This is a genomic window from Nostoc sp. DSM 114161 (assembly GCF_052692665.1).
Genome location: NZ_CP195141.1, coordinates 1,066,747 through 1,079,461, shown reverse-complemented (window position 1 = coordinate 1,079,461; position 12,715 = coordinate 1,066,747). Strand labels below are relative to the sequence as shown.

The window sequence follows — 12,715 nt, the reverse complement described above, 5'->3', positions numbered from 1 at the left end:
CGATTACCGAAAAATAGGAGCCTTGTTTTAATACTTCTTAAAGCATATCCAAAGAGCAAAGCGATCGCCATGCACTGAATGGGTGAAAATGGTGTGGGGACATGGAGAGAAGTCTGTAACAAGCTCCGGATGGTACTACATCTTAGGGTAATAGCGCAAAAATGCCAAAAAATGCCAGCGTATCGGCATAATCGTAATTGCGATCGGTAATCAATATGATTCCTGTTCTAAAATGCAGGACTTACGCAAAATCATGAAAAAACGTAGACGCAAAGCGGCTTGCCGCAGGCTACCGTAAAGAACGCAAAGCACACAAAGAAATAAGAGTTTCACAGAGTTTTTACGTAAGTTCTAAAATGCTTTCTATATTTCCCTCTGTATAGACACGCACAACTTCAATGCTTTTATCTTGCTTAAAGTAAAAAATTAGATTACATCATCGTGTTTCAATCCCTAATAGGGAGTTTAGTTAATTGCAATTATATTTAGGAGTTTTATCCAAATCAGAGGGAGGCTCGTTTCAATCCCTAATAGGGAGTTTAGTTAATTGCAATTGAATTAATCCCGCCATCTCTGGGACTTCCTTTAATGTTTCAATCCCTAATAGGGAGTTTAGTTAATTGCAATAGTTGCGATCTACTTTTGGGGTAGGCATCTGTACTGTTTCAATCCCTAATAGGGAGTTTAGTTAATTGCAATCTCGTTGATACTGCTAATATCAATTGTGAGCCTCGTTTCAATCCCTAATAGGGAGTTTAGTTAATTGCAATACCGCAAGCCGCGTTTAGAATTAATCTCAATATCCGAAGTTTCAATCCCTAATAGGGAGTTTAGTTAATTGCAATATATTCCTTTTTAAGTTTTGAGTTTGCAGCATATCGTTTCAATCCCTAATAGGGAGTTTAGTTAATTGCAATTCAACAATTCCTTGGTAAGTGTAGCTGTACAAGTGGGGTGTTTCAATCCCTAATAGGGAGTTTAGTTAATTGCAATGTTCAAGCCCGATCTAGTCGCCCAAACCGAGAAGTTTCAATCCCTAATAGGGAGTTTAGTTAATTGCAATGACTTATACATTTGCTAATAGCCCCAAAAAATTTGTTTCAATCCCTAATAGGGAGTTTAGTTAATTGCAATGGTACTGATCCAGAGTGTGGAGAAGTGGCACGAAGGTTTCAATCCCTAATAGGGAGTTTAGTTAATTGCAATCTTTTTCATACTATTATATGAGGTTGCAAGTGTCGTTTCAATCCCTAATAGGGAGTTTAGTTAATTGCAATGCATTTACAAAGACCCCAACTTCATCAAATAAAATGTTTCAATCCCTAATAGGGAGTTTAGTTAATTGCAATCTAGTGTGTCGAACTCATAGTACACTCGGTACTTGTTTCAATCCCTAATAGGGAGTTTAGTTAATTGCAATCCGCCCCTAAAAGCTGGTAGTCTATGTCTCCAATGTTTCAATCCCTAATAGGGAGTTTAGTTAATTGCAATTTGCAAGTGTCAACCCTGTGAGCGCACTTGCATTGTTTCAATCCCTAATAGGGAGTTTAGTTAATTGCAATATTAGCGCGATTGTCTCCGCCCATTCTCATATATGCGTTTCAATCCCTAATAGGGAGTTTAGTTAATTGCAATTCTATATAGTACCACAGTCCCTCTCCAATGTTGGAGCCAGTGTTTCAATCCCTAATAGGGAGTTTAGTTAATTGCAATGGTTGTCAGTATCCCTAAAGAAAAAAAACATACGTTTCAATCCCTAATAGGGAGTTTAGTTAATTGCAATGGTATTTAGTCAATTCATCTTTGTACCAATAATCCGTTTCAATCCCTAATAGGGAGTTTAGTTAATTGCAATTCCCAAAATTGCATCGGCAACGATGGTTTGATATGTTTCAATCCCTAATAGGGAGTTTAGTTAATTGCAATGGGGGGGCTTGTTCTTGAATTGGTGGCAGGATTGATAAGTTTCAATCCCTAATAGGGAGTTTAGTTAATTGCAATTTGCCTGTGTTTCCTGGGTTGGATATAGACATTTTTTTTCCGTTTCAATCCCTAATAGGGAGTTTAGTTAATTGCAATCTGGTCTGTTTCGTTATCTGGGTAGAAACAGGGCGTTGTTTCAATCCCTAATAGGGAGTTTAGTTAATTGCAATCTTTGTCTTTGAGCAAGTTGGAGCCGGAAAGGCTGAGTTTCAATCCCTAATAGGGAGTTTAGTTAATTGCAATGAAACATAAAAAACTTTTGAAGACCCTTTTTTAGTTTCAATCCCTAATAGGGAGTTTAGTTAATTGCAATCCCACTGGATTTACTAAAGTTATTATTCAAAATACTGTTTCAATCCCTAATAGGGAGTTTAGTTAATTGCAATAGCCGATTCTTGAAAGGCTTGCTGTATTTGGTTTTCAAGGTGCAGTTGCGCGGATGAGTGAATCATAACACAGGAGATGGTAGTAACACCAGATGCAAATCGCTGAAACTCGGTCTGTGTAAGGTGCGCGGATGGTTGACCAGTCCTATAGTCCTCAAAAGCTTGTACGCAATAAGATGCAGCCATTTTTTGCTTCGTTTGATTTTCTACAGCTGCCCATCCGCGCATTTGGCAACGAAATTAGTCTAATTGATGAAGATTACCACCATTAGGATAGGCGATCGCCTAACACTTGCACAGCTTCTAGCCCTGGCCCGTGCAATGTCTAACTTACCAAATCAGGAAATACCTCTTGTACGGCAGGATGCACTAATTTATGATTGTACACATTTAGACCTTTAGCTAAGGCTAGGTTAACTTCCAATGCCTTAATTCCCAAATTCGCTAACTGCACAACATAAGGTAATGTACTGTTATTGAGTGCCTGAGTCGCTGTCCAAGGTACGGCTCCTGGCATATTGGGAACGCCGTAATGCACCACACCTTCTTCGATGTACACAGGGTTTGTGTGAGATGTGGCATGTAAGGTTTCCACGCAACCGCCTTGGTCAACAGCAACATCAACTATTACCGAACCAGGATGCATTTGTTTGACTAATTCGCGGGATACTAAGATTGGTGCCCTACGTCCCAGGACTAAAACTGCACCGATGAGTAAGTCGGCTTCTTTAACTGCGGCTTCAATATGAGCCGAGTTGCTGTAAAGGTATTCGACTCTAGAGCCAAATAAAGTTTCTAGGTAAGATAAACGCTCGACACTTACATCTAAAATCTGGACGCTAGCACCCATCCCCACGGCAATTTTAGCTGCTTCCGTGCCGACGACACCGCCACCGAGAATTACTACTCGACCTGGTTTGACTCCAGGTACGCCACCCAAAAGCACGCCTCTACCGCCTTGCTGACGTTCTAGAAATCTCGCCCCAAATTGTACTGCAAGCCGACCAGCAATCACGCTCATGGGAGTCAACAGAGGTAGCCTGTTAGCACCTGGTTGTTCTACAGTTTCGTAGGCGATCGCACAAGTGCCACAATCAATTAAATGCTCTGTTAACTTGCGATCGGCAGCTAAGTGTAAATAAGTAAATAATATTTGCCCTTTCTGCAAAAAGTTATACTCTGTTTTTAATGGCTCTTTGACTTTTACAATCAATTCTCGATTCCAAGCCGCTTCTGCTGTAGGGACAATCTCTGCTCCAGCAGTTATGTAGTCCTCATCTGTAAATCCAGCACCATCACCTGCTTGTGTCTGAACGAAGATCTTATGACCATTTTCTTGCAGCACCCGCACACTCGAAGGACTCAAACCTACCCGAAATTCTCGATCTTTAGTTTCCTTCGGAACGCCGATTTCCATATATCGCCTCTGATAATTTTTTTTGTTTAACTGTAGCCTGCCAATCTCAAGCTTGCTACCGATCTATTAGGGATAGCTGTATTAGAAATAGCTATTCTCTATCTTGAGCCTGTAAATTTAATCCAAATGGCTGCAAACTCTTACTCTTGACTATTGCCTCAGTATTTATACAATATATAAAGAATAGTAACAATTTGTTAAAAAAGCGGTTGCTAGCTGAATCGATCGAGTCTTCTTGCCATTCAAGCATTGCGATCGCTCATCAGCTGCCAAAATAAGCTAAGGCTAACGAAAAAGTTAATTACTTTACCTTTAATGCCAAGTCCGGTGAATCACTTATCATTACAATCTCCGTACATCTTTGCCTCAGAGCGTCCCTGTATCAATTGTAATGACAAATCTTCAACCAGGCATGGCATTACTCCTTAGCCAACCAATACCACAAAATCTGATATTAAGTCCCGTTTGCCAAAAAGAGGTTTCTAAAAAATGACACAACCACAACCGACAATTACACCTAAACTAGAAGAGCCGAAGTTTGGCTTTAACGAATATGCCGAGCGGTTGAATGGTCGAGCTGCAATGATTGGCTTTGCCTTGATGTTGGCGATCGAATACGTCACCAATCAAGGGGTGCTATCATGGCTAGGTTTGAAGTAGTGCCACCAACAAGCACACAAATTGTAAGCTAGTATTTAGAGGAGTTTCAACCAGCTGGAACAACCAGTTGGTTTTGACTTCAAAGATTGATAGCGAAGTACTTCACTCTCAAGACTTTAATTAGATTTATTTGTAAATTGTTGCCGTAGAATGTAACCAAGAGAGGAATCTAAATATCTATTACTGACTGAAATATGTAAAAAGTTGCAATTAGCACATGTAAGAACGTTAATGAGTAGACTTCCTCCCCTACTCCAGAAAATCATAATTAAATTAATTTATGCCTTCGATGAATAAGGCAAAATATGGGTGAGGTATTCTCGGTCAATGATATACACAAAAGGTGAACTGGAACCAATCAACCCGTGATGAATGCTGTATTACCTCGTTTTTTGAAGTCAACCTACCGCAAAGAACCACTGATCGCTATATTGATTACGATGGGACTGGTAGATGCCCTGATTGGCGGATTGGATGATAGCTGGTCGTTGTTTGCTTTTGGTTTGGGAATGGCAGGGATAGCGCTAGGCTTAAAGTTGTGGCGTATCCAGCAGCGTCGTCCTCTACCAGAGGAGCCTATAGTACAACATTACTTGCCCTCTCGTTCCTCTAGTCCATCTTTACCGATGCTAAGTGTTTCTAAGAAAAAACCACCTCTTTAGGGAGTGTTGAGTTAGGAGTTAGGAGTTATGAGTGATAATTCATAACTCTCGAAGATTTGTTTGTATATATTTTTTAATACCTACTCAAAAAGTGAGGAAAAGTAGTGAGGAGTGAGGGAAGAGGTGGGGGGATTTTCCGGCGTAGGTATATTATTCTGGCATTTATGGTATCTCTTGCCCTTCCAGTAATGACCTGGGAAGGGTTTTATAATCATCAGGCTGATGCTGCCATTGAATTTGCACCAAATTCCGAAACTACAAATAACTTTGCGAATTTTCAGTTACTTTATACCCTCAAAGGACATACTGGAACTGTTAAATCTCTAGCTTTCACTCCAGATAGCAGAATTCTGATCAGTGGAGGTGCGGAAAATGAAGGCATAATTCGCCTTTGGAATCCAGCAAACGGCAAAAAATTGGGGAATGTTAGCAAAGCACACAAAACTGCCGTAGAATCTTTAGTAATTTCGCCAGATGGTCGAACCCTCGTCAGTTGTAGTACTGACAACACGATTAACCTCTGGAACGTGAAAAATTATAAATTTAGCTTTAGCCGCTCTTTTGTAGGACACACCAGCAACGTATTATCTTTAGCGGTATCTCCTGATAGTAAAGTTTTGATTAGTGGAGCTTTAGATGGAATTCGCTTATGGGATTTGCTACAGCAGCGGCCGCTTGGTAGTTTAGCACGCTTTAACAATTTGATTTATACGGTGGCTATTAGTCCCGACGGGCAAACCTTGGCTAGTGGCGACAATAAAGGCGTGATTAAGCTGTGGAGTCTGAGTAGTGGTAAATTAATTAGTGAATCAGCAGCTCATACTAATTCTGTGACTGCCGTCGCCTTTACACCAGACGGACAAACATTAATTAGTGCTAGCCGCGATCGCACTGTTAAAGTGTGGAATGTCAATAGTGGAGAATTATTCCGCACCCTTACAGGACATAATAACTGGGTAAATGCGATCGCCATTAACCCAGATGGACAAACCCTTGCTAGTGCTGGCAGAGATGGCATTAGATTGTGGAATATCAGCTCAGGTGAGTTAATAAATACATTAAGCGGACATACAGACTGGGTAAGTGCGATTGCTTTTAGTCCAAATGGGCGAGTATTAGCCAGTGGTGGATACGATCAAAAAATCAAGATTTGGGGAATTCCAGTAAAACGTAAGTAGCGCTTCATTAACACCAGAATATCCTTAAATAATGGATTTATCAAAATAATAATAGCGCTTACCTATAGTTAAGTAAGCGCTACTCTTTTAATTAAATTCAGGGAGAATATATAATTGAATCGATTCCCTGAGTTTTACTATTAATTAATTACAATTAAATCCGGTTTAATTTACTAGACTGCACTGCTACGAGTTAGCAAGTTCCACAAGAAAACTGCGACAATTGCACCCAGAACCGCTACTATAACTCCGGTTAAGCTCAGGGTTGGAGCCGCTAGAGCCAAGGTTCCTGTACTGAAAAATACACCCAGACTGCCACCAACGAAAGCACCAATGATTCCTAATAATATTGTTCCTAAGATTCCGCCGCCTTGATGACCAGGATAGATGGCTTTCGCAATGGCACCGGCAATTAGACCTAAAACAATCCAAGCAAGAACATTCATTGTTATTTACCTGATAAACGTTTTTCACCGACAAATACACAATAACAATTCCAACATTGACATTCACTCTCCCAACAGAACCAATTATTAATACCCATAAGGATGAATTACTGTTACTTCTGATGATAAACTCGCCTAATTCCAATGGATAATCAATTGAGAAAAATCTTCTAGTCCGTCTAAGACTAAAGGCTTATCAATCCATTGCTTGTAATTGTGGTATAGGCATTTATCATTACCTGTGCGCCTCTATTTTAAGAATTCAGCTAAAGTTTGAAAGCCGAATATTAATTTGATAAGGTGAAGGAGTAAATGCCTTGTAGCTGCCACCAATGTTTAAGATTTTCTCAATTGGCTTGCTTCCGTTTGCCACCCTTACAACTACCTTGGCACTGGCAACAATTATTTTCTATCCATCAAAAACTTTGTCACAAACACCCAGCAACGAGCGCAACACTGTTCCCCAAACAGGTTGTCTATCTGGGTATCCCGATAATACATATGGGGGTTCGCGTCCAGTTACGCGCTATGAGTTTGCTGCTGGCTTGAATAGTTGCCTAAATCAGGTAAATCAAGTTATTCCCGCTAGAGCAGATTTAGCAACAAAGCAAGATTTGGAAATTTTGCTCAAACGACAGAGAGAATTAAACCAACAACTTCGAGAACTCAACGAGCAAGTTGATACCCTACCTGCGACAAAATAAGCATTGAACAGCAGTTAGTTTAGCAAGTATTCGTTAAGCCCGTACAAAAATGGTCGGTTGTCACACACACCAGTCTGATTGTTATTAGTCAAAATATAGTAGTGCAATATATTGCACTCTTACAAAAGCTAAATAAAGAGGTAAATTATGTTTCCTTTTTGGGGTAATGCCTGTTATGGAAGCGAACCCATTTCGCACAAAGCTAGCTTAGAGCGGAAATTAAAATTCTTGACTTGGATGCGAGATGATTTAGAGTCCAAGCTCGCTGGTCTTAATGCTTCTATTGATACCATTCGCCAGCAAATAGAACGTTCAGAAACAAGTGCATAGAACTTAGTTCTTGCAGACAGTTGTACTTAAGCTGATTGTAACTCCTTTGTGACTGCGTGCTGTACATCGGCTGCATCATTACTGAGGTCTGTGTGCAGCACTCTGTCACAAAATAGCAGCCGAAATTTTAAAAATGAAAAATATTATGTCGATTGTTTTGAATAACTGGTTAAAACCGCAAAAAGACTCTGTTTTACTATTTGATTCAATTGCTGCGGCTAGTGAAATTGCACTTATGCTTAACGGTCAGTGGGATGGCTGTAATGGTGCGATCGTTCCTAAATGCGATGAAGTAGCTGTTAACACCGTTGCCAAACTTCACAGCGCTACATGGTGTTATCAAGGCGCATCAAAAGCTATTTTACACAGAGTAACAACTGATGAAATTTTACGCCGTTATGCAATAGGAGAAAAATATTTTGTTAATGCTAATTTGAGATGTGCAGTACTAACATCGGTGAAACTGAGTGAAATTAACCTCAGTTATGCAAAGTTAAGTTGGGCAGATTTAAGTCAAGCTAATCTTAGTAAAGCTGATTTAACAGCAGCAGACTTAAGTCAAGCTAATTTAAGTGGAACTGACCTAAATAAGGCATACTTAATGAGGGCAAACCTAAGTGGGGCAGACTTGCAACAAGCTTCACTCAGAGGAGCTAACCTCAGCAGCGCTAACTTAACTGAAGTGAATCTTACTGGTGCAGATTTAACTGGTGCTAATTTAGCACTATCAGATTTAAGAGGGGCAAATTTTCACCTCTGCAATTTGAGTGGGGCTAATCTAACAGGTGCTAAGTTAATTGAAAGCGACTTGGCTTTTGCCAGACAATGAGCGTTAGGCGATCGCCATTTCAAAAATTAGCACTAGATTTAACTAAGGTAATTTGAGTGGGGGATATTTAGTATAAAATCAAGATTTAAGAGAATAGTAACTATTAGTATTTAGTTCTATAATTCAATATGGTTCAGTTAAAGGCTAATTCTACAAAATTGTGTGTTTACTAGACGCGATAAATCGCCGTCTCTACAAGAGTTTTCGTCTTATCTGAACTGTATGGTTCTATAATTCCAAAAATTTCTTCTTTTTTTCAATTCCATAAATAAATTTTTCTATACTACTGTAATATCAATAAATCGACTCCGTAGGGTAACAAAACTGTGTTACCCTGCGTAGTATATTTGTGGTTAATTATTTCTAACGTTGCCCAATTGCGGTATAAATCGAGATATAGAGGCTAGCAATTGCAACGTCTCTACAAAGATTTCGATTTCATCGACAATCGTCTTCATACATGAAATCAGCAACGGCTTATTTCTTATATTGCAGGCACTATAAGTAGCAATCCACTATTAAGCAGAATATTTGCTGGCGAAGCACTTTATCTATCCATCATAAAAACTATCTACTCTCATCTCCCGCCAAATATCAGAAGGTTGCCAGCCTGAGTTACCAACAGATTGAACTAAAGGATTGTCACGTACTGGAATATAATTAGGCTCGCTGAAAACTGGATACTCTGGAGTGATGATTGCTTTCTCCTCAACCACAGGTTCAGAAAAATTAACGCTCTCACCTTGAAGAATCTGGTCTTCGGCTTCTTCCATTTCCTTCATCTTCTTCAGGGTTAGCTTTTCAGATTTTTTGATGATTTTCATATATGCTAAAGGTTTGGAAAAGTGGTCATAAAAAAAGAGAATCTGGACGTTGATTCTTTAAGAGGCTGATGTAGCCTTTCAACAAGGTTCAGCCAGATCTATAGGATACTGTGATAGAGTTGAGTACTGGAAAATTCGACAGAATAAATACAATACACCAAATTTGTGGAAAATACGAGTACTCTACTGAAGAATTTATAACAATAAGTGTAGCGATTGGCTATCCCTGCATCAGAGTCTCATCACCCGTAGCCCAATACAGTTCAGTTAAGATCTCCCCGCCTGTGGCGACTCCCTTTTTAACGGGGTGAAAGAGAATTTGTGAGCAAGCCTTTTTCAGGCTACGGTGTATACACAAGTCAAAAAAACCATTACTACAAAAGATTTGAGTCCTTAGGGTGCGTTATGGATGATAGTCCTAACGCACCGCAAATTTCTGGCGGTGTGTTATCGACTCGTTAGTCTAATCCCTGCCGAACAAAAACTATAGCAATAAACGGCTTTCAAACCAGTTCGCCCAATCCTGTTTCCTGTTCCCTGCTATAACTTTTAACTTATTACTCCCGAAAGCGGGTGCAGTATTGTTAAATGAAAGCTATGCCTAGTTTCAGTTTTCAGATATCTTTCTTGTAAGGGTTGCCACTGCTGCCAGGATTGGTAGCGATTTTCAGTTAACAAACTAGCAAGGGTAGGTAGCTGAGTTTGAATTTCTGACTTGAAAATATCTTCAAGCCACTCACCTAATACTACGCTATCTTGCATCGTACCCAAAATTTCTTGTATATTTTTGACTTCTGTAATGTAAGCCGTGTAAGACTCACCATATAAGTCAGTAAATAACTCCATTTGGTAGCGTATACGTTTAGCTTCTTTTCGCAAACTATGTAGAACTTCGCCTTCTGTTGTCAATTGTTTTTCTATCTTTTCTCGTTCCCAGTTTTTTTGAATTTTTACCTCTAATTCCACAAATTCCGTGCCAATCAGCCAACCCGGATGCAATAAGAAATTACTCACTTCCGGTAAAAGTAAATCTGGTAGTACTTGCTGGATACTAACTGATGCTAAAGGTTGATAATTAGGTTTTTCCAACCAATTTTCTAATGATTCTTTCAAAGACTTGTAAGGTTCATCCTTTAACGTTTTCTGCACACTTGAGAGTACGTCTTCACGTTGTTTGGCCAAGGCTGTAAAAGCTGTTTCCAGCGTTCCCTGCTCCTTGCGAGGTAAATTTGGTTTGTAATTATTTTCCAAACTTTCTTTGAGTACGTCTAAATCTCTGAGACTACCAAGACGACGAGCGATTTTTCCAATACTGCGATCGCTTACTGGTTTGGGCAAATCTACCGCTATGCCAAACCTGGTTACAGCTGTGCGTAGACGACGCATTCCGACTCGCATTTGGTGAAGTGCTTCTGGGTCTTCATCTTTCTTTACTGATTTTTCCCACTTCAAGCTTTTCTTAAAGTGTTTTTGAATCGCTTGGTAGGCGTAGTCCCCTAGAGTTTTTACCGTGGGTTGTGTGGCTAATTTCATAATTAATCTTAATGAGATACCTAATCAGGTTATTGCATAATAACATTAGTTAAAAAGTTGCACCTATTTTTGATATTATTTTTAAATCAATACCTGTAAAGTATTATTATACTTTTGATATATATAAGTATTTCGACCGCCTATACAAATATCTCTCGAAGGTATAAGGAGTAGATTCTTCTTATGATTTGATATTAATGATAGCTTTCCTCTATTTGATAGAGATATTAACTTAAAAATTAATTAACAGAATAATATTTTGGCAACTATCTAGATCGTTCAAAATGTCCAAGTCACAGCGGCTTAATCAAGTTTTATTGACTTTTGTAGATAATTTTCAAGAACACAGAGAAGAATTATCAGCGGTGCTACTAACAGACCAGAAGTATTTATGGTTAGGGTCAGATGAAAGTTCAACAATTGAACGTTTGTCTTTAGTTGATGCTGAGAAATTTACAGAGCATCAACAATTTAGAGTAGCAGAATTTATCAGCTTACCTGCGCCAGAAGACCAAGAAATTGATATAGAAGGACTCGCTTACAGCGATTATTACTTATGGTTTGTTGGTTCTCATAGCTACAAACGCAAAAAACCAAAACCCGACAAAATCGAGATAAAAAACCTTAAAAGGCTAGCAAAAATTGAATCAGAACCCAACCGTTACCTCTTAGGACGAATTCCTTTAATAGATGGGAAATTATCCTCATCTTGCCCACATCCGCAAAAACCTGATGTGCAGTTAAATGCTGCTAAGTTAGAGGTCACCAATCAGGGTAATTTACTGATGGCAGCTTTGACAGAAGATTCTCATTTAAGCTCATTTATTAAAGCAGCAATTCCAGGAAAAGATAATGGCTTTGATATTGAAGGCATAGCCATCCTTGGAGATCGGATTTTTCTTGGTTTGCGCGGCCCTGTATTGCGGGGTTGGGCCGTGGTGCTAGAAATAGAGTTAGAAGACTCTAACCCTGGACTTTTAAAATTGAAAGAAATAGGCGAAGGGAAGGAGCTATATAAAAAGCATTTTATCTGGTTAAATGGTTTGGGAATTCGGGATTTGTGTGTAGATGGGCAATACTTGTTAATTTTAGCCGGGCCAACAATGGATTTAGATGGTTCTGTGCAACTTTATCGCTGGAAAACCGATGTAAATTTACTAGAAAATAGCTTTATTAATCCAGATTTTGTACGAGATATTCCCTATGGAAATCGGGAAGATCGCGCTGAAGGAATTACACTTTTTCAAGATGTCACTGGCATACCTTCGGTATTAGTGGTTTATGACTCTCCAGCGAAAACTAGGTTGGTGGGTGATAGCGGTGTGATAGCAGATGTGTTTGGGTTTTAAAGATTGGTAGAAATTGCTTGTACGGGACAAGTGGGAATACATTGTTCGCAGACAATACAGCGCGATCGCGTGAATGTTAACTTATATGTCTCTGGGTTGAGAGTGAGGGCTTCTGTAGGACAAACCCCAGTACACAAACCACAGTGGACACAGACATCTGGATCGATGGCAATTTCGCCTAAAGTATGAGAAACATTAACATGGCGCGATCGCATCCACTCGATGGCCGCATCCAATTGATCGATATCTCCCGATAGTTCTAACACCAATTTGCCAATTTGATTTGGGGCAACTTGGGCGCGGATAATATTGGCAGCGACGTTGAACTCTTTAGCCAGTACATAAGTTACTGGCATTTGTACGGCGCGTTTGGGGAAGGTGAGGGTTACTCGTTTTTTCACAGGTTTTGCAGAG

The 12,715-nt window shown here is 39.5% G+C and carries 13 protein-coding genes and 1 CRISPR repeat array; of the genes, 8 read left to right on the top strand and 5 right to left on the bottom strand.

Translation table 11 applies throughout. The features are described 5' to 3' along the window. Positions 1-443 precede the first annotated feature (443 nt). Positions 444-2,369: a CRISPR direct-repeat array (repeat unit 37 nt; unit sequence GTTTCAATCCCTAATAGGGAGTTTAGTTAATTGCAAT). 325 nt (positions 2,370-2,694) lie between these two features. Continuing rightward, positions 2,695-3,786, bottom strand: coding sequence for an alanine dehydrogenase (ald, locus tag NSTC745_RS04710; protein ID WP_445636114.1), 1,092 nt, complete (start codon positions 3,784-3,786; stop codon positions 2,695-2,697). Positions 3,787-4,275: 489 nt separating this feature from the next. Between ald and NSTC745_RS04705 the strand changes: the two genes are divergently transcribed. From NSTC745_RS04705 to NSTC745_RS04695, 3 genes are all read left to right on the top strand, one after another. After that, the gene (locus tag NSTC745_RS04705; protein ID WP_096536044.1) at positions 4,276-4,446 is read left to right on the top strand and encodes a chlorophyll a/b-binding protein; all 171 of its coding nucleotides are present in this window, start codon (positions 4,276-4,278) and stop codon (positions 4,444-4,446) included. Positions 4,447-4,814: 368 nt separating this feature from the next. Continuing rightward, on the top strand, positions 4,815-5,108 hold the full coding sequence (locus NSTC745_RS04700) for a hypothetical protein (protein ID WP_096536046.1): 294 nt from the start codon (positions 4,815-4,817) through the stop codon (positions 5,106-5,108). A 164-nt stretch (positions 5,109-5,272) separates the two neighbouring features. Next, the gene (locus NSTC745_RS04695) at positions 5,273-6,286 is read left to right on the top strand and encodes a WD40 repeat domain-containing protein (RefSeq protein WP_445636113.1); all 1,014 of its coding nucleotides are present in this window, start codon (positions 5,273-5,275) and stop codon (positions 6,284-6,286) included. 173 nt (positions 6,287-6,459) lie between these two features. Here the strand turns inward: NSTC745_RS04695 and NSTC745_RS04690 are convergent, their stop codons facing one another. Then, entirely contained in the window at positions 6,460-6,732 is a 273-nt protein-coding gene (locus NSTC745_RS04690) for a GlsB/YeaQ/YmgE family stress response membrane protein (RefSeq protein ID WP_445636112.1), read from the bottom strand. 332 nt (positions 6,733-7,064) lie between these two features. Here NSTC745_RS04690 and NSTC745_RS04685 point away from each other — a divergent pair, with 332 nt between their 5' ends. From NSTC745_RS04685 to NSTC745_RS04675, 3 genes are all read left to right on the top strand, one after another. Next, positions 7,065-7,436: an S-layer homology domain-containing protein gene (locus NSTC745_RS04685; protein WP_445636111.1), complete on the top strand. Its 372-nt coding sequence runs from the start codon at positions 7,065-7,067 to the stop codon at positions 7,434-7,436. 147 nt (positions 7,437-7,583) lie between these two features. Further along, on the top strand, positions 7,584-7,766 hold the full coding sequence (locus NSTC745_RS04680; RefSeq protein ID WP_445636110.1) for a hypothetical protein: 183 nt from the start codon (positions 7,584-7,586) through the stop codon (positions 7,764-7,766). A 145-nt stretch (positions 7,767-7,911) separates the two neighbouring features. Next, on the top strand, positions 7,912-8,595 hold the full coding sequence (locus tag NSTC745_RS04675; protein WP_445636109.1) for a pentapeptide repeat-containing protein: 684 nt from the start codon (positions 7,912-7,914) through the stop codon (positions 8,593-8,595). Between the two features lie 551 nt (positions 8,596-9,146). Here NSTC745_RS04675 and NSTC745_RS04670 read toward each other — a convergent pair. Continuing rightward, entirely contained in the window at positions 9,147-9,419 is a 273-nt protein-coding gene (locus NSTC745_RS04670; protein WP_445636108.1) for a hypothetical protein, read from the bottom strand. 321 nt (positions 9,420-9,740) lie between these two features. Here NSTC745_RS04670 and NSTC745_RS04665 point away from each other — a divergent pair, with 321 nt between their 5' ends. Then, positions 9,741-9,881 carry a hypothetical protein gene (locus NSTC745_RS04665; protein ID WP_445636107.1) on the top strand — a complete coding sequence of 47 codons (141 nt, stop codon included), beginning with the start codon at positions 9,741-9,743 and terminating at the stop codon, positions 9,879-9,881. A gap of 87 nt (positions 9,882-9,968) precedes the next feature. On the opposite strand, the gene NSTC745_RS04660 is transcribed toward NSTC745_RS04665, so the two are convergent. Continuing rightward, entirely contained in the window at positions 9,969-10,952 is a 984-nt protein-coding gene (locus NSTC745_RS04660) for a CHAD domain-containing protein (protein WP_445636106.1), read from the bottom strand. A 284-nt stretch (positions 10,953-11,236) separates the two neighbouring features. Between NSTC745_RS04660 and NSTC745_RS04655 the strand changes: the two genes are divergently transcribed. Continuing rightward, positions 11,237-12,301, top strand: a complete 1,065-nt coding sequence (locus tag NSTC745_RS04655) for a DUF3616 domain-containing protein (protein WP_445636105.1) — start codon at positions 11,237-11,239, stop codon at positions 12,299-12,301. On the opposite strand, the gene NSTC745_RS04650 is transcribed toward NSTC745_RS04655, so the two are convergent. Further along, complete coding sequence (locus tag NSTC745_RS04650; protein WP_096536066.1) at positions 12,298-12,702, bottom strand: NIL domain-containing protein; 405 nt, start codon at positions 12,700-12,702, stop codon at positions 12,298-12,300. The two genes, NSTC745_RS04655 and NSTC745_RS04650, sit on opposite strands and share 4 nt — an antisense overlap. Between the last annotated feature and the right edge of the window lie 13 nt (positions 12,703-12,715).